Raw genomic sequence first — 24,760 nt, 5'->3', positions numbered from 1 at the left:
GGTGGTGCGTGGGCTCAGCCCCGGCGGTCCGGCTCAGGGCCGCCGACGGCACGGCATGACCTGAGGACACGTCGGAGTGTCCAGAACGGAGTGCACTGTGAACCGACAGAGGACCAGCACCCGGATGATGGCGGCGACCCTGAGCGCGTTCGCACTCGTAGCGGCATCGAGTGGGGTGGCCATCGCCCAGTCGGAGCCCTCGGGGCAGAGCGGAGCGGGGCAGCGGGCGCCCAGTTTCTGCGGGACCGGGCTGATCGAATCGCTCGCCGTCAACAACCCGATCCGGGTCGCGCCCAATATCTCCTCCGCTGTGCACGACACGTTCCAGCGGGGCCAGCGGACCTTCTGTGTCCAGGACACCTATGTGCTCGGCGGCCGGTACACCGCGTGCGGCACCACCAACGCCAACGGCTGGCTGCAGATTCCGCTGTACCCCAGCGGGATCGGCTACGCGTACATGACCTGTTGGAAGGACGTCTGACACCACCGGAAGGACCAGCGCTCCGGGCACCGCACCACGGTGCCCGGAGCGCTGTTCTGTGCCCGGCCGTCCTCGGCCCGGCTCAGTCGCGCGGGAACCCCGGGAACTCAGGGAACTCCGGGAACTCGGGTACGGGGCCGATCCCGTGGAGTCGGTCGTATGCGAGGGCCATCCCGGCGCTGCCTCCCCGCTGCCGCCCTCGAATGCAGACAGTCACCTCGTACCACGATACGCACGCCCCGAGGTCACGCTCCGGTGACTTTCCCGGCCTCGTACATCCTTCGTGACCCCAATGGAGTCTGCGGAGGGTGACCGGATCGTGAAAGGAGACGTCCTCCAGGAGAAGCGTGAACAGTGGTGGCCTTGGTGGACCGGGAGGGTCAACGACCATGACCCCGGGGGATGAGCCGCGCCGGGACGGCGCTGTGTCCCCGGTTCCCAGCGAGGCAGCCGCGCACTATGGAGCTCTCACGTCACAGCGGGGGCGGTGCGCCCGCCGGACCGGGACGGACATCCCGGCCGACCGGGCTCACGGCGAACCAGAGCTAGGAAAGCAGCGATGTCACAGATTTCGATCGTCGTTCCGTGCTTCAACGAGAGTGAGGTGATCCAGACCTTCCACACCACCCTGGTCGACGTGCTCGAACCGGCGGGCAAGGAGTACGAGATCTGCTACGTCGACGACGGCAGCAGCGACCACACCCGCGCCCATCTACAGGAACTCGCGTCGGCCGACCCCCGTACGCGGTACACCTCGTTCAGCCGCAACTTCGGCAAGGAATCGGCGATGCTGGCGGGGCTGCGGATGTCCCGGGGCGAGGTCGTCGTCCTGATGGACGCCGACCTCCAGCACCCGCCGGGGCTCATCCCCCGGATGCTGGAACTCCACGGGCACGGCTACGACCAGGTCGTGGCCCAGCGGGACCGCTCCGGGGAAGGGCTGGTCCGGACGCGGCTGAGCCAGGCGTACTACCGGCTGGTGCGGCGCTTCATGGACGTGGAGGTCATGGACGGCGCCGGTGATTTCCGGCTGCTGTCGCGGCGGGCCGTGAACGCGCTGCTGTCCCTTCCCGAGAGCAATCGGTTCTCCAAGGGGCTGTTCTCCTGGATCGGGTTCGACACGGTCACCTTCCAGTACGAGAACGTGCAGCGCGCCGCAGGACAGTCCAAGTGGGGCGGCCGCCGACTGCTCAACTACGGCATCGACGGGCTGCTGTCGTTCAACAGCCGTCCGCTGCGGATGGCGATCCACGGCGGGCTGTGGCTCTTTCTCTCCGCCCTCGCCTACGCCCTGTGGATCATCGCGAACGTGCTGGTGGACGGGGTCGAAACACCCGGCTATGCCACGTTGATCGCGGTCATCATCGGCATGAGCGGGGTGCAGATCGCGACCCTCGGTGTGATCGGCGAGTACGTCGGACGGATCTACCACGAGGCGAAGAGACGGCCGCACTATGTGGTCCGCGAGACCGATCAGACCGGTGAGGCCGGTGAGACCGGTGAGGTCGGCGGGATCGGTGAGGTCGGCGGGATCGGTGAGAGCGGCGATCAGCACGGCGCACGGACGAACACGAGCGCGAACACGAGCGCGAACACGAGCGCGAACAGCACGAACAGCACGAGCGGGACAGTGGTGACCTGATGACCATAGGAACGACCGAGACCGCCTCCGCCGCCCCCGCCCCCGAACCGGGCGGGGGCCGCCCCGGGCGCCCCTCCGGCCTCCGGGACTCCTGGCCGCTCGCCCTCGCCCTGCTGCCGCTCGCGCTGCTCGCCCTCGCCTCCTCGTTCGGGCGCCATGTGCGGCCCAGCGCCGACGAGTGGTGCTTCCTGCCGCACGTCCGCGACGAGGGCGGCGTCCTCGGGCTGATCGACAAGTTCTACTTCACCGACAACGGCCGGCTGGGGAACGGGCTGCTCGTCGGCGCCTACGCGGAGTTCCCCGTCGCCGGACACCAGTGGTACGCGCCGCTGAGCGCCGCCGTGATGCTTCTGCTGCTGTGGGCGGTCACGGCCGCCCTGCTGCGGCGCGCGGGCGCCGAGGTGCCGCGCGGGCTGCCGCTGCTGGTGGCGGGGCTCGTGACGACGGTCTTCCTCTTCGCCACGCCCAACACCTACAAGACGTTCTACTGGCCCGCCGCCTCCGTCTCCCACACCCTGGCGCCGGTGCTCTGCCTCGCCGCCGCGATCCCGCTGCTGCGGGCGCACGGCCGCCGTGGCCGGATCATTTCGCTGGTGACCGTCGCCGCGGCGGGTGTATTCATGGGGACGCTCTCCGAGGAGGCGTCGGTCGTCTCGCTGGTGGTCCTCGGCGGGGTCGTCCTCTTCGCCCATCTCCTCTTCGCCGAGCGCGTACGGCGTCCGCTGCGGATCTGGGCGGTCACGGGCGGCGCGGGCATCGCCGTCGGCACCCTCGTCCTGATCACCTCGCCCGGCTCCCGCAACCGCCGCGAGCGCTTCGACGCCGAGCGGATGTCGATGGTCTCCCCGGAGGCCCTGGAAGGCTCCCTCAAGGGCTATCTGGAGATCCTGGGGATCGTCTTCACCAGTTGGGGGTACATCGCTGCCCTCGTGGCGGGGCTGCTGCTCGGGCTGTTCACCCGCTGGGGGAAGGGGCGCCCGGCCGACCCCGCGAACGCCGTGCTGCTCCCCGCGCGCGCCGGGGTGGTGCTGCCGCTGGTCGGCGCCGCGTTCCTGGTGTCCGGTTTCCTCTGCACGGTGATCACGTACCCCGTCTTCCAGGAGCGGGTGGTCACCACCGAGCGCACCTGGAACGACTATCTGCTGGTCTGGGTCCTCTTCCTGGTCGCCGCGGGGGCCTTTCTCGGCCACTGGCTGCGTCGGCAGGGGGCGCGGGCCTCCGCCGCCGCGTGTGCCGTCGCCGTCGTCGGGTGCGTGGCGACCATGACCGGTATGGCCGGTCCGCTGCTGGTCCTCGGGACGAAGATGGAGACCCGGGCGGAACGGTGGGACCGCCAGGACGCGTTTCTGCGCGAGGGCGCGGCGCGCGGCGAGACCGTCATGCCGTACACACCGACCAAGGTAGGACGCATGCTGGAACCCTTCGGTCAGAAGGGGAAGAAGAAGTGGCCCGCGCAGTGCGTCGCGGACTGGTACCACCTGGAGAAGGTGACCTACGCGCCGAAGCCGCAGTGGTGACCCCGCCCCGGTGACCGGGCGCCCGTACCAGGCGCCTCAGACCGCCTGGTACGGGCCGCCGACGCCCCACGCCTGGTGCATCGCCGTCGCGAACGCGCCCGCCAGCTTGTGTTCGCCCGACGGGCCCGGGTGGGTGCCGTCGTAGGTGTCCCCGTCCAGCTCGTACCCGGTGGGCGGGGAGGCCAGCAGCAGCGGGGACGCGGCGGTGTCGAGGTCCGCGACCGCCTTCGCCAGCAGCTCGTTGAAACGTTCGCACTCGGCCGCGAAGGGCGCGTCCACCCGGGCACGGACGTTGGGTATCACCGGCAGCAGCACCATCCGCACCCGGGGCGCCGCCGCACGCGCCCCGGCGACGAACGCGCGGACGTTCACCTCCGTCTGCGCGCTGTTGGTGTAGAAACCGAGGTCGATCAGGCCCAGGGAGACCAGGAGGACATCCGCGCGGTGCTCGGCCACCACGTCGCCGATCACCGGGGCCATGTGCAGCCAGCCCTCGCCCCAGCCCGCGAGATGGCGGCGCGCGTCCGCCGGGAAGCCGTCGGCGGCGGCGTACGCCGCGGAGACGGGGGCGGCGGCCCGGACGTCGTACAGCTCCGTGCGCGGGCCGACGATCGCGTACCGGCCAGGGAGGGTCGACTCCAGGTGCCGCCACATCCGATAACGCCAGGTGAAGTCGCCTGCGCAGCCGATGGTCATGCTGTCGCCGACGAAGAGAAAACGCATATGCGCCATGATCGCCGACGGTGGCGCGCGGACGGGACGCGGGGCCGGTCCCGTCCTGAACGGCCGGCCGGTCCCGTCCTGAACGGCCGCTCACGGCGAGCGGACGGGCGGGATGGCAGGCTGGGGGCCATGCGTTCGTATCCGTACGTCACCGGTGCCGCCACCGCGCTGCTGCTCCTGTCCGCCGCCGCTGTGCCCGCGTCCGCCGCCGAACACGGCGACTTCACCCTCCAGGACCCGAGGATCAAGGAGTCCAGCGGCCTCGCGGCCAGCCGGGCCCACCCGGGGGTGTACTGGACCCACAACGACCAGGACCAGGCGCGGATCTTCGCCGTCGACGGGAAGACCGGGAAGACGGTGGCCACCGTCACCTTCACCGGTGTCGGCGAACCCCGGGACATGGAGGCCATCTCGATCGGCCCCGACGGACGGATCTACATCGGCGACATTGGCGACAACTTCAAGGGTCGCTGGCAGCATGTCTGGATCTATGCGTTCCCGGAGCCGAAGACGCTGGGGGACACGACCGTCCGCGCCACGCAGTACACCGTCCAGTACGCGAACGGGCCCCGGGACGCCGAGGCGCTGATGATCCACCCCAAGACCGGCCGCGCGTACATCGCGTCGAAGGAGGAGAACGGGGGGCAGCTCTACGAGGGGCCCGCGAAGCTCGCCTCCACCGGGACCAATGTGTTCCGGCCGATCGAGGGGGAGGTGCCGTGGGTGACGGACGGCGCCTTCTCGCCGGACGGGACGGAGCTGGTGCTGCGGACGTACATCAGCGCCCGCAAGTACCCCTGGAAGGACGGGAAGCCGGGCACCGACGAGCGGGTCAAGGTGCCGATCCAGGGGCAGTCGGAGTCCGTCACGTACACCCTCGACAGCTCGGCGATGATGTTCGGCTCGGAGGGCACGGGCAGCGAGGTCCAGGCCATCGCGACCGGTGAGGGCGGCGACGGCAAGGGCTCGGGCGGCGGCGCGGACGCGGGCGCGGACGGTGACGGTGACGGTGACGGGATCACCGAGCGGAACACGTTCACGAATGGCGCGCTGGCGCTGGGAGCGGTGGTGCTGCTGTGGTTCGGGCTGCGGAAGGTACTGCGCAAGAAGGGCTGACGGCGGACGGCCGGCGGCCGACGGCTGAGGAAGGGCCGACGGGTCTGCTGTCGGCCCCGGGGTGCGACGGGCGGGGCGGTCGTCCGGCGCGGACACCGCCGGGGCCGCCCCCGTGTCATGCGGCCGGGTCGGCGGGGCCGCAGCCGGCGGCCTTCTCCGTGATGGTGCGCCCGCCTGCCCCACCTGCCCTGTCTGACCCGTCCGCACCGCTTGACGCGTCGGTCCCGTCTGACCCGCCTGCACCGTCTGAGGTGTCGGTCCCGCCCGATCCGCCTGCATCGTTTGACGCGGCGGTCCCGCCCGGCCCGTCGGCCGCACCGCTCGCGGCCCGCTCCGCCCGCCTCCGTTCCACCAGCGCCTCCAGACCGTCCAGCAGCCGTTCCAGGCCGAAGGTGAAGTAGTCGAGGCCGGTGTCGCTGAAGGCGTCCTCGCTGAGCGAGGCCGTCAGGGGGTACACGCCGGAGCGCATGGCCCGTTCCAGATAGGGCGACTGCTGCGCCCAGAACTCCTCCTCGGTCTGGCCGGTGGCCTCCAGCGCCTCGGCGGACTCGGCCTGTGACCGGGCGATGCCCGTGACGAAGCTCTGCACCATGACGATCACCGAGATCTGCTCGGGGTCGCGCAGCCCGGTGGAGCGCAGCCCGGCCAGTGCCAGTTCCAGACTGCGCAGCCCGCTGGGGCCGAGGACGGTCCGGGCGTTGTTGACCTTCAGCATCCAGGGGTGGGCCTGGTAGAGGTCGAGGAAGCCCCGGGCCAGGACCCGTACGGCCTGCCGCCAGTCGTCCGGCCCGCCCGGCCGCTCCGGGGGGACGGGGCCGGGGTCGGTGACCCGGTCCAGCATCAGATCGAGCAGCTCGGCCTTGCCGGGCACATAGCGGTACAGGGTCATGGTGCCCGTGCCCAGCTCGGTGGCGATGCGGCGCATCGAGACCGCGTCCAGGCCCTCCGTGTCGGCGACCGCGACGGCGGCGGCCACGATCCGGTCGAGGCTCAGCCCGGGCTTGGGGCCCCGGGTCGGGCGCTCGGCGGTGCCCCACAGCAGCTCCAGGGTGCGGCTGAGGTCGCCGGTGCCGCTCGTCTCGGTCGTCATGACGTTCAGCCTAAGCCCCGGTCCACGGCCGTTCGAGGCCCCCGCGTTTTAAAACTGGGTACGCTGTACTCTCATTGGGGTACGGCGTACCCAGTTTTTAAGGAACTGGGTCCGTTCTGTCATGAGCCGATGAGTCATGCCCTTATTCAGGGCGATATATGGCGTTGTGCTAGCGATGGAGGAAAACGTGACCAAGTCTGAGTCCCGTTCCGCGGCCGGTTCCGGGGCCGTGATCGGTTCCGGGTCCGGTTCCGTGGCCGAGTACGCCGTCCACGCGGAGGGGCTGGAGAAGAGGTACGGCGAGAAGCGCGCTCTCGACGGGTTCGACCTGGCGGTCCGCCGGGGCACCGTGCACGGGCTGCTCGGGCCCAACGGCGCGGGCAAGACGACCGCGGTGCGGGTCCTGGCCACGCTGCTGGACTTCGACGGCGGGCGGGCCCGGGTCGCGGGCCTCGATGTGGCCCGCGACCCGCGTGCGGTGCGCGGCCGGATCGGGCTCACCGGCCAGTACGCCGCCGTTGACGAGGTGCTGACGGGGCGCCAGAACCTGGAGATGTTCGGCAGGCTCTTCCATCTGGGGGCCCGGCGGGCCCGCCGCCGCGCGGACGAGCTGCTGGAGCAGTTCAGCCTGGCGGACGCCGCCGACAAGGGCGCGGGCACCTACAGCGGCGGGATGCGGCGCCGCCTCGACCTCGCCGCGTCCATGATCCTCGCGCCCGATGTGCTCTTTCTGGACGAGCCGACCACCGGGCTCGACCCGAGGGGCAGGGGCGAGGTGTGGGAGTCGGTCAGGGAGCTGGTCGCGGGCGGCACCACCGTACTGCTGACCACGCAGTATCTGGAGGAGGCCGACAAGCTGGCCGCCCGGATCACCGTGATCGACCGGGGCCGGGCCATCGCCGACGACACCCCCGACCGGCTCAAGACCCTGGTCGGCGGGGACCGGATCGAGGTGGTCGTCGCCGACCGGGCCGACCTCGACGGCGCGCTCGCGGCGGTCGCCCGGGTCTCCGACACCGTTCCCGACTGCGACCCGTTCGAACGCACGGTCCACGCGCCGGTCGCGGACCGGATCGCGGCGCTCACGGACGTGGTCCGCACCCTTCAGGACCAGGGGATCGCCGTGGAGGACATCGGGCTGCGCAGGCCCAGCCTGGACGACGTCTTCATGCGGCTGACCGGGCATGCCGCGACCACGACGGCGCATGCCCCGGACCCGAGCGTTCCGGACTCGACCGTTCCGCAGGCTGAGGAGGCCGCAGCATGAGCAGCAGCACGAGCGACGCCCCGAGCACGAGCGACGCCCTGAGCACGGGCGAACTCCCGGGCACGGGCGAACTCCCGGGCACGGGCGAACTCCCGGGCACGGGCGAACTCCCGGGCGCGGGCGGCGCCCCGGGCGCGGGCGATGTCCTGGAGAAGGCCGTTCCCCCGCCGTCAGCCGCCCGCTCCGGCGACCGGGTGGACCTGACCATCCCCGACCCCGCCGCGCACCGCGTCCGCTGGGCGTTCGTGGACGGCTGGAACGTGGTCCGCCGGGGGCTCCTCCACTACCGGCGCCAGCCGATCATGATCGTCTGGCAGCTCGGCTTCCCGATCATGTCCGTGCTGCTGTACGCGTATGTCTTCGGCGGGGCGATGAAGCCGCCGGGCGACGGCGGCGACTACAAGGACTTCCTGATGCCGGGCATGTTCGTGATGACGATGGCCTTCGGTCTCATGAACACGGCGATCGCGGTCGTCAACGACGCCACCAAGGGAGTGATCGACCGCTTCCGCTCGATGCCGATGGCCCCGTCGGCGGTCGTCACCGGGCGCGGCGGCAACGACATGATCGTCGCCGCGGCCGAACTGACGATCCTCGCCGCCACCGCCTTCGTCACCGGCTGGCGCTCCGACGGCGGCGTCCTGGGCACCCTCGGCGCCTTCGGCCTGCTGCTCCTGCTGCGTTTCGCGCTGATCTGGATCGGCATCTGGCTGGGTCTGCTGCTCCCCAACGCGGAGGCGGCGGGCGCGCTCTATGTGGTCGTCTTCCCGCTGACGATGATCTCCAGCGTCTTCGTGCCCCCGTCCTCCATGCCGGACTGGCTCGGCACCGTCGCCGCCTGGAACCCGATCTCCTCCACGGCCACCGCCACCCGCGAACTCTTCGGCAACCCGGTCGCCTCCGACGGGAGCTGGGTCCAGGAGAACGCCGTCCTGATGGCCATGGCCTGGCCGCTGCTCCTCACCGCCGTCTTCCTGCCCCTGGCGGTCCGGCGCTTCCAGCGGCTGAGCCGCTGAGCCACTGAGCCCTGTGAGGGGCCTCGGACGCGTGTCCCGGGCCCCGGTCGGCTCAGTCCTGCCTGCGCCCCGCCGCCTTCAGCACGGCCTCGACATCCAGCTTGACCTCGGCGCCGATCGAGTCGGGGAGCGTGACGTGCTCACCGGGGGCGTGCACCTGGTGGTGGGTGTAGTCGCCCGCTTCCGGGCCGGTCAGCACATGCAGCCGCTGGTGCTTGCGGTCGACGATCACATAGACCGGGACTCCGGCCTCGGCGTAGGCGTTGACCTTCTGCTTGAGGTCCATCTGGTAGTTGCTGGACGTGACCTCCAGGACGAGGCGGAAGACGGCGGGGTCGTAGCAGTTGTACTTGATGTGGTGCTCGACGAAATCGGCGTCCACCACGGCGAGATCGGGGATGGCGAAGTCGTCTATGCCGGTCGGGAGCCAGAGCCCGATGGCTTGGACGACCTCACTTTCCTCGCTCACCAGCCCTGCCGCTCCGAGCAGGAGCGTCAGGCGGGTGAGAGCCACGCTGTGCTTTCCATCGGCTGGTGGGGCCACGGTGACGCTGCCTCCGATGATCTCGACGCGGTATCCGGGAAGCCGCTCGCTCAGGCGGTCTGCCAGTTCGAGCAGCGTTTCCTGCGGTTCGCCGTCACAGGGGTACTCGACTGCTGCTGCAGACATAGGGGCCTCCTGAGGGCTGTTGTCGAGACCATCATGGTAGGCCGATGGGCCTGGCCGTGTCCCGTAACCGATCGATCACCCGTACGAGTGAGGGCCCTCGCGGCAGCGTCCGCGGGGGCCCTCGTTCTCGTCTCGTTTCAGCAGGTCACAGCCCTGTCAGGGGGATGTTCACAGCCGCTCGATGATGTAGTCCACGCACGCCGTCAGCGCCTGCACGTCCGCCGGGTCGACGGCCGGGAACATCGCGACGCGGAGCTGGTTGCGGCCCAGCTTGCGGTAGGGGTCGGTGTCGACGATGCCGTTGGCGCGGAGGGTCTTGGCGATCGCGGCGGCGTCGATGTCGCTCTCGAAGTCGATCGTGCCGATGACCTGGGAGCGCTTCGCCGGGTCGGTGACGAACGGGGTCGCGTACTTGGACTCCTCGGCCCAGCCGTACAGCGCGCGCGCCGAGGCGGCGGTGCGCTCGACGGCCCAGTCCAGACCGCCCTGGCCGTTGATCCACTTCAGCTGCTCGTTGAGGAGGAAGAGGGTCGCGAGCGCGGGGGTGTTGTAGGTCTGGTTCTTCAGGGAGTTGTCGATCGCGGTCGGCAGGCTGAAGAACTCGGGGATGTGCCGGCCCGAGGCGTGGATCCGGGCCGCCCGCTCCAGCGCCGCCGGGGAGAAGACGCCGATCCAGAGGCCGCCGTCCGCCGCGAAGGACTTCTGCGGGGCGAAGTAGTAGACATCGCTCTCGGTGATGTCCACGGGCAGCCCGCCCGCGCCGGAGGTCGCGTCCACCAGCACCAGCGCGCCCTCGTCGGCGCCCGCGACCCGGCGGATCGGGGCGGCGACACCGGTCGAGGTCTCGTTGTGGGTCAGCGCGTAGACATCGACGCCCGCCTCGGCGACCGGCTCCGGGTGGGTGCCCGGGTCGGAGGCGACGACGGTGGGGTCGGCCAGCCACGGGGCCAGCTTCGCGGCCTTCGCGAACTTGGAGGAGAACTCGCCGAACGACAGATGCTGGGACTTGTTCTCGATCAGGCCGTGGGTCGCGATGTCCCAGAAGGCCGTGGAGCCGCCGTTGCCGAGGATCACCTCGTACCCCTCGGGGAGCGAGAACAGCTCCCGTACACCGGTACGGACCTCTCCGACCAGGTTCTTGACCGGGGCCTGGCGGTGGGAGGTGCCCAGGAGGGATGAGCCGGTGGCGGCGAGGGCGTCCAGCGCCTCCGTCCGCACCTTGGAGGGGCCCGCGCCGAAACGGCCGTCGGCGGGCTTGATGTCAGCGGGAATCTGGATATCAGCCACGAACGGGAGCGTATCCGGTGCCCGGGGAACGCGGTCACGCGGTCCGTCGGCTGAGACGCCCGGTCCACGGATGACGCGTCGGCGGAGGCCGGGTCCACGGATGACGCGTCGGCGGATGACGCGTGCACGGATGACGCGTGGGCGGAGGCCGGTCTACGGAGGCACGCTCCGTGGACCGGCCCCGGCGCCCCGCTCAGCCCTTCTGGTGCAGCGCCAGCGTGTGCAGATGCTCCACCAGCGCGATCAGCACGAACTTGCTGGACGAGTGGTCCCGCGCGTCGAATTCCACCAGCGGCACCTCCGGCCCCAGTGCCAGCGCCTGCCGGATGTGCTCGTCGCTGTGGAGCGGTCCGCCGAAGTCGTTCACGGCGACGATGAACGGCATCCCCTGCTGCTCCAGCCGGTCCAGCGCGTACCAGGCGTCCGTCAGCCGCCGGGTGTCCACGAGGACCACCGCGCCGAGCGTCCCCGACAGCAGCCGCTCCCACAGGAACCAGAACCGCTCCTGCCCCGGCGCGCCGAAGAGATACAGGATGTTCCGGTCGTCGATCGTGATCCGGCCGAAGTCGAAGGCGACCGTGGTGGCGTTCTTGGTGGAGACCCTGCTGATGTCGTCCACCCGGCGACCCGCGCGGCTCATGACCTCCTCGGTGTGCAGAGGCCGTATCTCACTGACGGAGCGCACCATCGTCGTCTTGCCGACCCCGAAGCCGCCCACGACGGCGATCTTCAGGGCGCTGTCCGTCAGCCCGGGAGGTACCGGGCAGTGCTCGGCCGCGGGGGCCGCTCGCGTGTCGCGGGTCATCGCTGGTGGGCGGTGCCGGTCATCGAGTGTTGCCTTCCAGGGGTGGCGGGGGCATAACTGGAGCCGCATGTTCCTGATCAAGTGTTCGTCACTATAGGAGAGTTGGCGATCACTTTGGGCGCCGCACCCGCGCTTTGCCAAGGGTCGTACGGGAACCAGGATCACGGCGGCCGTGTTGACCCGACGTAAGGGACCCGGTGCGGGGCATGCTGACACCCATGTCCGATCATCCTCAGCGGGCCGGAACGGCGGGGCTCCCGGCCGCGTTCGCGCGCGCGATCCGGGGCGACGCCGACTTCTCCGTCACCGCCCGAGCCCTGACCACGATGGACGCGTCCAACTACCGGCGGGTGCCGGTCGGGGTGGTCGCCCCGCGCGACGCGGAGGACGTGGCGGCGGCCCTGGAGGTCTGCCGTCGGTACGGTGTGCCCGTCGTGCCGCGCGGCGGGGGTACGTCCATCGCGGGCCAGGCCACTGGTACGGGTGTCGTGCTCGACTTCACCCGCCATATGAACGCCGTGGTTGACGTGGACCCCGAAACCCGGACCGCCGTGGTCCAGCCCGGGGCCGTCCTGGACACCCTCCAGCGGGCCGCTCGCCCCCATGGACTCGTCTTCGGACCCGATCCTTCCACCCACTCCCGCTGCACCCTCGGCGGCATGATCGGCAACAACGCCTGCGGCGCGCACTCCGTGGCCTGGGGAACCACCGCCGACAACGTCCGCTCGCTCTCCGTGGTCACCTACCGGGGCGCCGTCCACCGGCTGGAACGGGCCCCGGCCCGGGACGCCTCCGGCCGGGGCACCCCCGCCCGGGGCGCTTCCGGCCAGGGCCGGGAACGGGACACCGGGGGCGGTCCGCCCGGCGTGCGGGAGCTGGTCGAAGGACACCTCGCCGCCCTGCGCACCGGCTACCCGCCAGGGCTGCCCCGCCGCATCTCCGGCTACGCCCTGGACGCGCTGCTCCCCGAGAACGGGCCCGACCCGGCCCGCGCCTACTGCGGCAGCGAGGGCACCCTCGCCGTCCTCACCGAGGCCACCGTCTCGCTGGTGGAGGCCCCCGCCGCGCGGGCGCTCGCCGTCCTCGGATACGCGGACGAGTCCGACGCCGCCGACGCCGCGGCCGGGCTGCTGCCGCTGGGCCCGCTCACCGTCGAGGGCATGGCCGACGACCTCGTCCCCGGCGGGCACGGGGGGCTGCCGCGCGGCCGGGCCTGGCTCTTCGTCGAGACCGGCGGCGCCACGCCCGCCGAGGCCCGCTCCCGGGCCCGTGCGGTCGTGCGTGCGGGCGGGGCACTGGACGGCACCGTCGTGGACGACCCGGCCGGGACCCGGGCCCTGTGGCGCGTCCGTGAGGACGCGGCGGGGACCGCCACCCGCACCCGGGACGGGGCCGAGGCGTGGCCCGGCTGGGAGGACTGCGCGGTGCCGCCCGCCCGGCTCGGCGCCTATCTGCGGGACTTCCGGGGACTGCTGACCGCGCACGGGCTGCGGGGGACGCCGTTCGGGCACTTCGGGGACGGCTGTGTCCATGTCCGGATCGACTTCGACCTCGTCAGCGAGGCCGGGGTGCGCCGCTTCCGGGCCTTCTCGGAGGAGGTCGCGGCGCTCGTCGTCGCCCACGGCGGCTCCCTCTCCGGCGAGCACGGCGACGGACAGGCCCGCGCCGAGCTGCTGCCGAGGATGTACGGGGACGAACTGGTCGGACTCTTCGGCCGGTTCAAGGATCTGTGGGACCCGGACGGCGGACTCAACCCGGGGATACTGGTCCGTCCGCACCGGCTCGACGAGAATCTGCGCTTCGCCGTGCTGCCGCGCGAACCCGTCGACGTCGTCTTCGGCTATCCCGAGGACGGCGGCGACTTCGCGGGCGCGGTGCGGCGCTGTGTCGGCGTCGCCAAGTGCCGTACGGAGGAGCCCGGTCCGTCCTCGGTGATGTGCCCCTCGTACCGGGTCACGGGGGAGGAGGCCCACTCCACCCGGGGCCGGGCACGGCTGTTGCACGAGATGCTGGCGGGGGAGCTGGTGCGGGACGGCTGGCGCTCGCGGGAGGTACGGGACGCGCTCGATCTCTGTCTGGCCTGCAAGGGGTGCCGCAGCGACTGCCCCGTCGGCGTCGACATGGCCACGTACAAGGCGGAGTTCCTGCACCACCACTACGCGGGGCGGCTGCGGCCCCGGGCCCACTACGCGCTGGGGCGGCTGCCGCAGTGGCTGCGGCTCGCCTCGCCGTTCGCGGGGGCGCTGAACGCGCTGGGGCGGGCCCGGCGGCCCGCCTCGCTGGTGCTGCGGGCGGCCGGACTCACTCCGGAGCGTCCGCTTCCGCCGCTGGCGCGGGTCACGTTCCGGCGGGGCGCGGAAGCCGATGACGGGGTGGCGGACGCGGAGCGCCTGGGCGGGGGCGTTCCGGACGGGAGTCTTCCGGGCGGGGGGCTCCCTGGTGAGGGCCTTCCCGGTGAGGTCCTGCCGCTTCCGGAACAGGGTGCTCCGCCGCCGGGCGGGGGCGCTCCGGTGGTGCTGTGGCCGGACACCTTCACCGAGTACCTGGCCCCGGAGGCGGGCCACGCGGCCCTGCGGGTGCTGCGGACGGCCGGACTGCGGCCCGTGCTGCCCCGGGGCCGGGTCTGCTGCGGGCTGACGTACCTCTCGACCGGGCAGCTCGACCGGGCCCGCCGGGTGCTGCGCCGGACCCTGGACACCATGGAGCCCTGGCTCGCCCACGACGGACTCACCGTGACCGTGCTGGAGCCGAGCTGCGCGGCGGCGCTCCGCTCGGATCTGCCCGAGCTGCTGGGCGACGACCCGCGCGCGGCCCGGCTCGCGGGCGCGGTGCGGACCTTCGCCGCGACCCTGGAGGAGTCGGCACCGGACTGGACCCCGCCCCGGCTGGACCGCGTGATCGCCGGTCAGACCCACTGCCATCAGCACGCCGTCCTCGGTGACGCCGCCGAACGCCGACTGCGTGAACGGGCCGGTCTGCAAGGCGGACTCAGCGGCGGCTGCTGCGGTCTCGCGGGCAACTTCGGTTTTGAGAAAGGTCATTTCGGGATCTCGGCGGCCTGCGCGGAGGAACAACTCCTTCCCTCGGTCCGCTCGGCCGAGCCGGGCACGGAATTCCTCGCCGACGGGTACTCCTGCCGTACTCAGCTCGCGCACCTGGCCGGGGTCAGGGCCCGGCATCTGGCAGAGATCATCGCGGACGCCCTGGAGTAATCCCGGCGCCGGAGCAGTGAAATGATCAATTCTTGTCGGGTGATGGACGGCGTGATGGCGACGGGTGCGCACAAGGCGGCAGCGACGCGTGTTCCGTTGGCGTATCACTCCGCGATAGCGCAGGTCAGCGTGGGTTCCCCAGAGGGCGGCAGGGGGATGGAACGCAATATTCCCTGCCGGGTGATGAAGAACCCGTGAAGTCGGTGGCGCGCCGGAGTCGAACAAAAGTCCTTTTCTTCGGGTCGGTCGGCAGGCACCGTATTCCTTGTCGCCGCGCCACTTCGGGAAGCGGTGACACCACTCGTTCCGTGGCTCCGGGCGGAATAGCCCTGCGCGGAATCGGTGCCCATCCATCATCACCATGGGGGAAAGAAACGATGAAGCGTCGTTACGCAACTCTCCTGCCCGCCGTCGCGGCCGTCGCCCTGATCGCCCCGGTCGGACTCGCCGCCCCGGCCACCGCCGCCCCGGCGGCCTCCACCACGGGGATCGCCGCCGCGCCGTGCGGCACCAATGTCGCCGACCGCGACGGCAGCTCCTGGGGGCGCACCGCTGACGGGGCCCATATGCGCAGCGGCTCCAGCACGAGCTGTGCCAGCAAGGGCATCGCCTACAGCGGCCACGTCCTCGACTACCACTGCTTCACCGGCGGATCGACCCACTCCTGGACCTTCGTCCGCAACGACACCACGGGTGTCCAGGGCTGGATTCGCGACGATCTGCTGAGCGACGGCGGGAGCTTCGAGCCCTGCAATCTCTGAGCCCGGGAGCTCCGTGCTCCCGTGTACGTCGGCTGAGTGAAACCTGATCACCGGGGGCGCCGGAAATCCCCGTTCGGCGCCCCCCTCGGCATCCGCAGGAGGCGACATGAGACAACGACGGACAGCGCCGGTGGCGGCGGCGCTCGCCCTGGCCGCTTCGCTGGGCCTCTCCGCCACGGCATCGGCGGCGGAAAGGCCCGCCGCGGTGGGCCCGGCCCCCGTGGCGGACGTGCCGTGCGGGGCTCCGGCGCCGCCGGACCGGGACGGTGCGCGCTGGACGGAGAGGTCCGGCCCGCTCCGGCTCTACGGCGGGACCAGCACGGACTGCGTCATCTACGGGATTCCGCTGCCGTCCCGGTACCAGGTGAACCACCACTGCTACACCAGGGACCGATCCGGCGTGAGCTGGACGTTCCTGCGTGTTCTCGCACCACCGCGGGCGGGCTGGGTACCCGACCATCTGCTGCCCGACGGCGGCGCCCTCTGGCCCTGCTGACCCCGCGAACAGCCCTCGGCACCCCGGACTTCTCCACGCGATAACACCGCCCACGGGTCGGCACGGGTCGTAGAGTCACCGGCAACAGCCCGGCGATTCACCGCCGTTCACCGCCGTTCACGGCCGTTCGCCGTCGTCCGCTGCCGAGGGGGTCCCGTTGAGTCCGCGCATCCTGGTCGCCGAGGACGACGTCAAACAGGCGCGGCTGATCCGGATCTATCTCGAACGCGAGGGCAACGAGGTCCAGATCGTCTCCGACGGGCGCTCCGCCATCGACCGGGCCCGGGCCACCCGGCCCGATCTCATCGTGCTGGACGTGATGATGCCCCACGTGGACGGCTTGGACGTGTGCCGAGTGCTGCGGACGGAGTCCCAGATACCGATTCTGCTGCTCACCGCCCGCACCACCGAGGAGGACATGCTCCTCGGGCTCGACCTCGGCGCCGACGACTACATGACCAAGCCGTACAGCCCCCGGGAGCTGGCCGCGCGGGTACGGGCGCTGCTGCGCCGGGCGCGGGCGGCGGCCGTGAGCGCCGGGGCCGGGGTCCTCGCGGTCGGGGAGCTGGAGATCGACCCGGCCAGGTACGAGGTGCGCGCGGGCGGGGAGCCCGTGGTGCTCACCGGCAAGGAGTTCGCCATCCTTCAGCTCCTCGCCGAGGAACCCGGGCGGGTGTTCACCCGGGGGCAGATCATCGACCGCGTCTTCGGGTTCGACCAGAACGTCCTGGAACGGACCGTGGACGCGCATGTCATGAATCTGCGGCGGAAACTGGAGGCCGACGGCCGACGGCCGCGGGTGGTCGAGACCGTCTACGGCCGGGGCTACCGGCTCTCCGGCGACCGGGCCCCCGGCGGCGGGGCCGGGGTCCGGTGACCTTCCGGCTCCGGGTCATCGGAGTGCTGGTGTTCGTGGCCGTCGCCGCGACCGCCGCCACCGCGTGGCTGACCTGGCGGCAGGCCACCGGCGCGGTCGAGCGGACCGTCACCGCCGGGCGGGAGGAGACCGCCCGGATCACCGACCGGCTCCGGGAGTACGGCTACGCCCACGGCACCTGGGAACGGGTCCCCGCGGTGGTGGACGAGCTGTCCCGGGAGACGGGCCAGCGCATCCGGGTCATCGCCGCGGGTGATGACCTCGTCGCCGACTCGGACGTCCTCGCCGGACGGGCCCCGCGCCCCGGGAGCGGTCAGCCGCCCGTCCTCGTGGACCCGCTGCCCCGGCTGCGGATGCCCGCCGAGGGGGCCCCGGCGGGCTGGCTGAAACCCACCGTGGTCGCGATCCGCGACTACCGGGCCACCGCGGTGTACGCGGCGTGCCTCACCCGGGCGGGCGCCGTGGTCACCGCCCGCCCCGACGGCTCCGGTATCCCCCTGGTCAGCACGGATCTCCGGCCCGCCGACTGCCGGCGGGACGTGCCGAAGGGACGGCCGCCGCAGGCCGACCTGCTGGCCGTGCGGCGCTGCGAGGACGAGAGCCGGGAGCGGGCCCCGGCCTGCCTCCAGCGGGCGTTCCGCGAACGGACCCGGGGCGTCACCCCGCCCCGGCTCGAAGTCCACCTCGGGGTACGGGACGAGTCCCCGCCCGCCCTCGCCGCCGCACCCACCGTCGGTGTCGCGGCGGGTGTCGCCCTCGCGGTCGCCCTCGCCGCGCTGCTGCTGAGCCGGGCCGTGCTGCGGCCCGTCCGCGCGCTGACCGTCGCCACCCGCTCACTCGGCGAGGGCGACCTCGCGCGACGGGTGCCCGTCACCGGGCGGGACGAGATCGCGGAACTCGGCCGCGCGTTCAACCGGATGGCCGGTTCCATCCAGGGGGCCGAGGAGCGGCAGCGGCGGCTCACCGGGGACATCGCCCATGAACTGCGGACTCCGCTGGCGAATCTGCGGGGCTATGTGGAAGCGCTCCAGGACGGCTATGTGGAGCCCACGCCCGAACTGCTGGACTCCCTCCACGAGGAGGTCATGCTCCAGCAGCGGATCGTCGACGACCTCCAGGACCTGGCCCTCGCCGAGGCCGGGGCGCTCACCTACCACCGCGTCGACGTCGACCTCCGCGAACTCCTGGAGACCTGCCGCACCGCCCACCACGCCCGCGCCGAGGCCGCCACCGTCACCCTGACGACCGCGCCCCCGGCCACCCCCGTCCTCGTCCACGCCGACCCGGACCGCCTCCGCCAGGTCGTGGGCAACCTCCTCACCAACGCGATCCGCGCCACCCCTCCCGGCGGCACCGTCACGCTCGCCCTCGTCCCGCATGGCGAACTCGCGATCATCCACGTCCACGACACCGGCACCGGTATCTCCGAGGACGCGCTTCCGCACCTCTTCGACCGCTTCTGGCGCGCGGATGCCGCACGGGGGCGGCAGACCGGGGGGAGTGGGTTGGGGCTGGCCATCGTGCGGCAGATCGTGCGGGACCACGGGGGGACGGTGGGGGTGGAGAGCACGGTGGGGGTGGGGACGACGTTTACGGTGACCTTGGCCTTGGGGTGGGCGGGGGGTGCGCCTTCTGTGGGAGCTTGAGGCGCGGGGGTTCGGGGGCTGGCCCCCGACAACGGGGCCGCGCGGGGGCGGTCGGCTTACGTATAAGGCTTTGCGTTGGACGCGGGGTCCGTCCTCAAACTCCCCCAGAGGGGGCACCCCCAACGGGCTTGTTTTGCTCGGGTCGGTCGTCGGGTGCGGGATGTGGGGGCCTCCGGGCTCGACTCCTCAGGGCCGGCAGACCGAGCGTCCGATGTCCAGAGGCGGGCGGTTCTCCGCCGGTCCCTTCCGGGGACGACCCTGCACCCCCCACCACGGGCAGACAGCCCACCCGGGTGCGGGAGGGTGAATCAGGCCCCAGCGTAGAGCCGCTCTCGCGCGATCCCGGAGGCGATGATTCCCACGGCGATGACCCATAGGGAAAAGATCACCAGGGCGCTTGCTATGGAGTGCTTGGACTTTCGGAATCGCACGGAAACCCTTTCGAATCCGGTGGCGGCTCGGCCTGAGGGGGAGGGCTCGGCTTGAGCGGGCAATCGATCTTGGGGCAGTCGCAGGGGCCGAAGTCGAACGGGTTGAACTCCAGCTCCATGCGGTAGGGCTGACTCACTGTCAATCTCCAGTCGGGGTGGTGCAGGCTTGCGTCGCGCGGCGGCGTTCGTAGAGCTAACCGCTCAGGGTCCCGGTGCGGGTACCGTAGAGAAGGCGGCGCAGCATAAAACCCATAAATGTGTGGGGAGATGACGTGGCTGAAACGTCCGGCAGGCAGCGGAACGAAGCGCTCCGCGTCTTGCTCGACCAGGCAGACTGGTCAGAGGCAAAGCTCGCGCGATCCGTCAATCGGCTGGGCACAGAGGCAGGCATGAACCTGACCTACAGCCAGCCGTCGGTTGCCGCGTGGATCAGGGGGTCACAACCGAACAAGCGGGCCAGACCGCTGATCGTTACGGCGTTCGAACGTCGGCTCGGCCGTCCGGTCACCTACGCGGAAATCGGATTCACGCCGCCGAATTCAAAGGAGGGCGACGAACCGCGTGACATTGTCGAATCGCTGCTTCAGCTCGGAAAGGACGATGTGAACCCCTCCCGGCGCAGTGTTCTCGCTACGAGTCTCTACTCGGTCGCGCTCCCCGTTCCGCTCTTCACCGAGGTGATGAGCGCGGATGACCGAGCGCACATCGCCGGGCCCGCCGGGCGCATCGGACGGGGTGAGGTCGATGTCGTCCGCAGGATGACCGAGAAGATCGCAGATATTCTCGACGAGTTGGGCGGAGGGCATGCCCGCCCGATGGCGGCTGCCTTTCTGGTGAACACCGTTGCTCCGTATCTCAGAGCCCGAGCGACCGAGGAAGTCCACCGCGACGTGTTGTCGGCGGCCTCGGATCTCACCTATCTCACCGGCTGGATGGCCATGTACGAGCGGGCTCATGGGCTGGGTCAGAAGTACTACCTTGCGGCACTCAAACTGGCCGGGGAGTCCCAGGACCAGCTCACGTACTGCCGGACACTCCGGGGTATGAGCTTGCAGGCGTCCAGCCTGCGCCATGGGCGCAAAGCCCTGGAACTTGCCGATTCCGCGGCTGAGGCGGCGCCCAAGGCCGGTCCTCGACTTGTCGCTTTCCTCCGTGGGCAGCAAGCGCACGCAGCGGCCATGGTGGGCGACCACAGAGGTGCGTCCATCCGGCTCCGGGAGGCGGAATCCGCGCTTTCGCGGGCGGATTCCCGTCGCGAGTCGATCGGAGGATACGACCGGGCGGCGTATCTCTTCCATGTCTCTCATGTCCACTATGAGGGGCGGGACCTCCCCTCATCGATCAAGGTGTTGAAGCAGTCGATCAAAGCCATGCCGCCTCAGGAACGTCAGGGCCAACTGCATGCCAACGCGGTGCTGGCGCAGAGGCAGTTCGAGCTGGGGCACATCGAGGAAGCGTGTGCTTCGTGGGAAGTGTTCCTGGACGACTACATGGTCCTTTCCACCGCTCGGGGGGACGAGCACTTCGAGAAGATGCGGAAGAGTCTGGCTCTGCACAGAAGGGTTCGGGCCGTCAGAGGAATGGACGAGAAGGTGCGGCTGGTGGCCGAGCTGAAGGCGTGAGTCGAGCCACGGTCAGCTCTACGCCGCGGGGTTCTTTGTCTCCCACCGGGCGGGGGTGTGCCCACTTCCCGCACCGGGTGGGCTGGTCCCTGCTGGTGGGGGGTGCAGGGTCGTCCCCGGAAGGGACCGGCGGACGCTGACCCGCCTCTGGACATCGGACGCCCGGTCTGCCGGCCCTGAGGAGTCGAGCCCGGAGGCCCCCACATCCCGCACCTGACGAGCCGCCCGCACCCCGAACCCCCGGGCACAGACGGACCCGCACAAAAACCAGCCCGTCCGGCGCTTGAGGACGGACCCCGCACCAGCGGAAAGCCTCACGCGCAAGCCGACGAACCCCCGCGCGGCCCCATCGTCGGGGGCCAGCCCCCGAACCCCCGCTCCTCAAACGCCGGAGGGGCTTGGGTATGGACGGCCCCGTCGCCGGCGGCCGGCCCCCGAGCCCCCGCGCCCCAAGCTCTCCCAGAGGGAGCCCTACGTCGCGTCCGCACCCGGCGCCCGGGTGCGAACCGCCCCCAGGCTGGCGGCGATGACGAGGACGATCGCGAGCGCGTCGGTGGCGGAGAGGGCCTGGCTCAGGACGAGGAAACCGGCGGCGGCGGCGACCGCGGGTTCGAGGCTCATCAGGATGGCGAAGGTTGACGCGGGGAGGCGGCGGAGGGCGAGGAGTTCGAGGGTGTAGGGGAGGACGGAGGACAGGAGGGCGACGCCGAGGCCGAGGAGGAGGAGTTCGGGGTCGAGGAGGGTCGTGCCGGACTCGGTGAGGCCCAGCGGGAGGCTCAGCACCGCGCCGACCGCCATCGCCAGGGCCAGACCGTCGGCCTGCGGAAAGCGCCGGCCGGTGCGGGCGCTGAAGACGATGTACGCCGCCCACATCGCCCCCGCGCCCAGCGCGCACCCCGCGCCGACCGGGTCGAGCCGGTCGAATCCGCCCCCGCTGAGCAGCACCACCCCGGCGAGCGCAAGACCCGCCCAGACCAGGTTGATCAGCCGCCGGGACACGAACACCGAGAGGGCGAGCGGCCCCAGCACCTCCAGGGTGACCGCCGCGCCCAGCGGAATCCGGTCGGCGGCCTGGTAGAAGAGGATGTTCATCGTGGCCATGGAGAGGCCGAACGCGACCACCGTGACCCAGTCGGCCCGCGCGTACCCGCGCAGCTTCGGACGGCAGACCGCGAGCAGGACCACCGCCGCGAGCACGAGCCGCAGGGTCACCACCCCGAACGCCCCGGCACGGGGCATCAGCAGCACCGCGACGGCCGCGCCGAACTGCACGGAGAGCGCCCCCGCGAACACCAGGCCGACCGGGCCGAGCCGCCCCCCGAGCCCTCCTGCGGCCGGAGCGGCCGGAGCCGCGCCACCCGGGGACACGGCGCCCGGGGACACGGCGGCCCCGGCTCCGGCGGTTTTGACGACCGCGCTGCGGGCCTCGTCCACACCCTGCTCCTGATCTCGCGACGACGGGCACTCCCACCCACGCTACGGGCGTCTGTTCGAGCAGGGAAATGCCGATCGCGCCTGCGGTTATGCCGATGAGGTATAACCATGCGCCCACCCCGGCTATGCTCCGGCGCCATGGGCATCGAACTGCGCCACCTCCGCTGCTTCCTCGCCGTCGCCGAGGAGTCGAGCATCACCAGGGCGGCGCAGCGGCTGCGCCTGAGCCAGCCGACCGTCTCCCGCACCCTGGCCGCGCTGGAGCGGGACGTCGGCGCCCGGCTGGTGGACCGTTCCACCCACCATGTCTCGCTCACCCCCCAGGGTCGGATCTTCCGGGAGAAGGCGACAGCCGCCGTCGCCGCGTTCGACGAGGCGCTGACCCCGGGACGCCCCGGGCGGCCCCGTCCGCTGCGCCTCGGGCACGCCTGGTCGGCGCTGGGCGCGTACACCACCCCGTTGCTGCGCCGCTGGGAGCGGGAGCTGCCGGACACCCCGCTGGAGCTGCTGCGCATCGACGACCGCACGGCGGGCCTGGCGCGCGGCGAGGTGGACGCGGCGGTGCTGCGCGGGCGGATCGAGGCGCCGGGGCTGGTGGCCGAGACGCTGTACCTGGAGGAGCGGGTGGCGGCGGTGACGGCGGACGGGCCGCTGGCGGCGCGCGACCGGCTCACCCTCGCGGATCTGGCGGGGGTCCCGGTCGTCATCAACGAGGTCTCCGGGGTGACGGCCCTCGATCTGTGGCCGCCGGGGGCCCGCCCCCCGGCCACGGTCGCAGTCACCACCACCGACGATTGGCTGACTGCGATCGCGGCGGGCCGGGGGGCGGGCGTCTCGGTCGTCTCCACGGCCGAGACCCATCCGCACCCGGGGGTCGCCTACCGGCCGCTGCCGGACGTCCCCCGGGTGCCGGTCCTGCTGGCGTACCGGGCCGCCGCCGCCCATCCCGCGCTCCCCAGGCTGCTGGAGATCGCCCGGGAGGTCACCGCCGGCGCCGGGTGAGCCCGTTCCCGTTGCATCGAAGAGCCCGTTTCCATCGAACGACGGTCACGGCGACGGTCACGGTCACATCGGGGCGTGGCCGGATTCATATGCGTACACATAGGGGTGGCAACCGCCGGTCTCGGGGTCGGCGCAGTGGTAGCTGTGCACGCCGGGATGCCCCTCGTACAGGGCGCACGCCTCGTTGGCGCCGCCGGGCTCACCGTTGTCGACGGGGCAGTCCGGCAGCAGACAGACGCACTCCGGACGGCTGCCCTCCTCCCACAGGGTCCAGACGGCGCCGCTGTCGGGGCGGCCCGGTTCCCGTACGAGGTCGAAGTGGGGTCCCCCGGTGTGCCGTTCCAGCGCGCAGCGCAGATCGGTCGCCACCTCCAGGGGGTGCCCCGGGAGCCGGGGGGTGATCTCCAGGGCCAGGGTGATGAGCTGGAGCGGGAGGGTGACGGGGGCCCCGCACACGTACCGCGCGGCGGGCGCGGACCCGCCGCCGGGCCCCGGGGGCGTGGGGAACGGCATGGCTCACCCGCTCCCCGTCGCCGGAATCCGGGCCTCGGCGGGGACCTCGCCCGCCGTGTCGGCTCTCGCGCGGGCCGTGGCCCCGGCCCGCGCGAGAGCCGCGCTCAGGATGTCGCGCCGCAGCCGGTCGGCCCGTTCCCGGGACCACATCCGGCGGGGGCACAGCGCGCCGTCGGCGGTGTCGTCGGCACCGGCGGCGGCACGGCCCGCGCGGACGGCGGCGAGGACGGAGGTCAGGGGGCCGGTGTCCGCGCGGCCGGGCAGCAGCCCGTTCAGCAGGCCGGAGGGCAGCAGACCGGAGGGCAGGGGCTCGGGCGGCAGCGCGCCGGACGGTACGGGTGCCGCGCGCAGCAGCTCGCCGAGTCCTCCGCCCGGCCTCCCGCCCGCCGCCGGGCCGGCCGGGTCGCTGTCCCGTTCCGCCCGGCTCGCCGGGCCCGTCGGCCCTGGGTCCGGCCCGGTGTTCCGCTCCGCCGTGTCCGGGTGCCCGCTCGGCTCCCCGAACGGCTCGTCGGGCGCGTCCCGGCGCGGCTCCCCGTGAGCGTCGTCGCCGGTCTCCCGCGCCGGAGCGGACCGTTCCGACGGTACGGGCGCGGACCGTTCCGACGGTACGGGAGTGGACCGTTCCGGCAGTACGGGCGCGGACCACTCCGGCGGTACGGGCGGCGCGGGCAGCACCGGCGTCAGGTCCTCCGGCAGCGCGTCCCACTCGCGCCCGCCCCGCAGCGGACGGAGCTGGACCCGCCCGCCGACATGGCCCATCACCCGGCCGACCGCCGACGTCGCCGCGTCCCGGACCACCTGCCCCACCTCGGGGGTCACCACACCGCTCCGTCCCCGGCCGCGGGCCGGGGCAGCCGCCGCGGGCCGGAGTCCGGCTCTATGCGCGGCACGGGGAGGGCCGCCCCGGGGGCGGGGGCGGCCCCGGGACGGCCCGGCGGGGGGAGGGGGTTCAGCAGGGTCCGACAGGTCGGACGCGTCGGAAGGGTCGACGAACTCATGACTCCTCATTCGGTCGTGCGCGGGTCGAGGGAATCCGGCCAGGTCCCGCGCTGCCCGGGTGCCGAGCGGCTCACAGCGGGCCGAGCGCGGCTCACAGCGGCCTCCTTCCGGCCGGACACATGGCACCGGCCCATGGGCATGAACGATCCGCCT

21 protein-coding genes are annotated in these 24,760 nt (G+C 72.0%); 13 read left to right on the top strand and 8 right to left on the bottom strand.

Annotated features, from left to right (window positions below; all coding sequences use genetic code 11):
* Positions 1-97: 97 nt before the first annotated feature.
* The 3 genes from CRV15_RS11775 to CRV15_RS11760 all read left to right on the top strand — a co-directional run bounded on the left by CRV15_RS11775 (position 98) and on the right by CRV15_RS11760 (position 3,640).
* Positions 98-481 (top strand): hypothetical protein, encoded by a 384-nt coding sequence (locus CRV15_RS11775; protein WP_230864155.1) that lies wholly within the window; start codon positions 98-100, stop codon positions 479-481.
* 559 nt (positions 482-1,040) lie between these two features.
* Complete coding sequence (locus CRV15_RS11765) at positions 1,041-2,123, top strand: glycosyltransferase family 2 protein (protein WP_003961338.1); 1,083 nt, start codon at positions 1,041-1,043, stop codon at positions 2,121-2,123.
* Positions 2,123-3,640, top strand: coding sequence for a DUF6056 family protein (locus tag CRV15_RS11760; protein ID WP_003961339.1), 1,518 nt, complete (start codon positions 2,123-2,125; stop codon positions 3,638-3,640). The genes CRV15_RS11765 and CRV15_RS11760 overlap by 1 nt, the downstream gene beginning before the upstream one ends.
* Positions 3,641-3,676: 36 nt before the next feature.
* On the opposite strand, the gene CRV15_RS11755 is transcribed toward CRV15_RS11760, so the two are convergent.
* Positions 3,677-4,363 carry a GDSL-type esterase/lipase family protein gene (locus tag CRV15_RS11755; protein WP_003957767.1) on the bottom strand — a complete coding sequence of 229 codons (687 nt, stop codon included), beginning with the start codon at positions 4,361-4,363 and terminating at the stop codon, positions 3,677-3,679.
* A 129-nt stretch (positions 4,364-4,492) separates the two neighbouring features.
* Here CRV15_RS11755 and CRV15_RS11750 point away from each other — a divergent pair, with 129 nt between their 5' ends.
* Complete coding sequence (locus tag CRV15_RS11750; protein ID WP_003961341.1) at positions 4,493-5,479, top strand: SdiA-regulated/phytase-like domain-containing protein; 987 nt, start codon at positions 4,493-4,495, stop codon at positions 5,477-5,479.
* A 115-nt stretch (positions 5,480-5,594) separates the two neighbouring features.
* Here CRV15_RS11750 and CRV15_RS11745 read toward each other — a convergent pair whose 3' ends face one another.
* Positions 5,595-6,569, bottom strand: a complete 975-nt coding sequence (locus CRV15_RS11745) for a TetR/AcrR family transcriptional regulator (RefSeq protein ID WP_003957765.1) — start codon at positions 6,567-6,569, stop codon at positions 5,595-5,597.
* A 187-nt stretch (positions 6,570-6,756) separates the two neighbouring features.
* Here CRV15_RS11745 and CRV15_RS11740 point away from each other — a divergent pair, with 187 nt between their 5' ends.
* Both CRV15_RS11740 and CRV15_RS11735 read left to right on the top strand, forming a co-directional pair.
* On the top strand, positions 6,757-7,836 hold the full coding sequence (locus tag CRV15_RS11740; RefSeq protein WP_009997199.1) for a daunorubicin/doxorubicin resistance ABC transporter ATP-binding protein DrrA: 1,080 nt from the start codon (positions 6,757-6,759) through the stop codon (positions 7,834-7,836).
* Positions 7,833-8,852 carry an ABC transporter permease gene (locus tag CRV15_RS11735; protein ID WP_003961343.1) on the top strand — a complete coding sequence of 340 codons (1,020 nt, stop codon included), beginning with the start codon at positions 7,833-7,835 and terminating at the stop codon, positions 8,850-8,852. The genes CRV15_RS11740 and CRV15_RS11735 overlap by 4 nt, the downstream gene beginning before the upstream one ends.
* 52 nt (positions 8,853-8,904) lie before the next feature.
* On the opposite strand, the gene CRV15_RS11730 is transcribed toward CRV15_RS11735, so the two are convergent.
* The 3 genes from CRV15_RS11730 to CRV15_RS11720 form a co-directional block, all read right to left on the bottom strand.
* Complete coding sequence (locus CRV15_RS11730; protein WP_003957761.1) at positions 8,905-9,522, bottom strand: Uma2 family endonuclease; 618 nt, start codon at positions 9,520-9,522, stop codon at positions 8,905-8,907.
* A 168-nt stretch (positions 9,523-9,690) separates the two neighbouring features.
* Positions 9,691-10,809, bottom strand: a complete 1,119-nt coding sequence (gene serC, locus CRV15_RS11725; RefSeq protein ID WP_003961344.1) for a phosphoserine transaminase — start codon at positions 10,807-10,809, stop codon at positions 9,691-9,693.
* Between the two features lie 193 nt (positions 10,810-11,002).
* On the bottom strand, positions 11,003-11,614 hold the full coding sequence (locus tag CRV15_RS11720) for a GTP-binding protein (protein WP_009997200.1): 612 nt from the start codon (positions 11,612-11,614) through the stop codon (positions 11,003-11,005).
* 206 nt (positions 11,615-11,820) lie between these two features.
* On the opposite strand from CRV15_RS11720, the gene CRV15_RS11715 reads away from it, so the two are divergent.
* From CRV15_RS11715 to CRV15_RS11680, 6 genes are all read left to right on the top strand, one after another.
* A complete protein-coding gene (locus CRV15_RS11715; protein WP_003961346.1) occupies positions 11,821-14,826 on the top strand; it encodes an FAD-binding and (Fe-S)-binding domain-containing protein in 3,006 nt (1,001 codons plus the stop codon).
* 377 nt (positions 14,827-15,203) lie between these two features.
* Positions 15,204-15,587, top strand: coding sequence for a hypothetical protein (locus CRV15_RS11710; RefSeq protein ID WP_003961348.1), 384 nt, complete (start codon positions 15,204-15,206; stop codon positions 15,585-15,587).
* A gap of 106 nt (positions 15,588-15,693) precedes the next feature.
* The gene (locus CRV15_RS35905; RefSeq protein WP_003961349.1) at positions 15,694-16,083 is read left to right on the top strand and encodes a hypothetical protein; all 390 of its coding nucleotides are present in this window, start codon (positions 15,694-15,696) and stop codon (positions 16,081-16,083) included.
* 157 nt (positions 16,084-16,240) lie between these two features.
* Entirely contained in the window at positions 16,241-16,960 is a 720-nt protein-coding gene (locus tag CRV15_RS11700; RefSeq protein ID WP_003961350.1) for a response regulator transcription factor, read from the top strand.
* On the top strand, positions 16,957-18,606 hold the full coding sequence (locus CRV15_RS11695) for a sensor histidine kinase (RefSeq protein ID WP_003961351.1): 1,650 nt from the start codon (positions 16,957-16,959) through the stop codon (positions 18,604-18,606). Before CRV15_RS11700 ends, CRV15_RS11695 begins: the two co-directional genes overlap by 4 nt.
* 703 nt (positions 18,607-19,309) lie before the next feature.
* Positions 19,310-20,659, top strand: coding sequence for an NsdA family TPR-like regulatory protein (locus tag CRV15_RS11680; RefSeq protein ID WP_009997203.1), 1,350 nt, complete (start codon positions 19,310-19,312; stop codon positions 20,657-20,659).
* Positions 20,660-21,130: 471 nt separating this feature from the next.
* Here CRV15_RS11680 and CRV15_RS11675 read toward each other — a convergent pair whose 3' ends face one another.
* Positions 21,131-22,093: an EamA family transporter gene (locus CRV15_RS11675; RefSeq protein ID WP_003961355.1), complete on the bottom strand. Its 963-nt coding sequence runs from the start codon at positions 22,091-22,093 to the stop codon at positions 21,131-21,133.
* 138 nt (positions 22,094-22,231) lie between these two features.
* On the opposite strand from CRV15_RS11675, the gene CRV15_RS11670 reads away from it, so the two are divergent.
* Entirely contained in the window at positions 22,232-23,095 is an 864-nt protein-coding gene (locus tag CRV15_RS11670) for a LysR family transcriptional regulator (protein ID WP_009997205.1), read from the top strand.
* A gap of 63 nt (positions 23,096-23,158) precedes the next feature.
* Here the strand turns inward: CRV15_RS11670 and CRV15_RS11665 are convergent, their stop codons facing one another.
* A complete protein-coding gene (locus CRV15_RS11665; RefSeq protein ID WP_003961357.1) occupies positions 23,159-23,608 on the bottom strand; it encodes a hypothetical protein in 450 nt (149 codons plus the stop codon).
* A 3-nt stretch (positions 23,609-23,611) separates the two neighbouring features.
* Positions 23,612-24,427 carry a hypothetical protein gene (locus CRV15_RS11660; protein ID WP_009997206.1) on the bottom strand — a complete coding sequence of 272 codons (816 nt, stop codon included), beginning with the start codon at positions 24,425-24,427 and terminating at the stop codon, positions 23,612-23,614.
* Between the last annotated feature and the right edge of the window lie 333 nt (positions 24,428-24,760).

Origin of the sequence: Streptomyces clavuligerus, from assembly GCF_005519465.1 — a bacterium.
GTDB lineage: Bacteria > Actinomycetota > Actinomycetes > Streptomycetales > Streptomycetaceae > Streptomyces > Streptomyces clavuligerus.
Note: the sequence above shows the minus strand (reverse complement) of the source record. Positions and strands in the feature narration are given on the sequence as shown.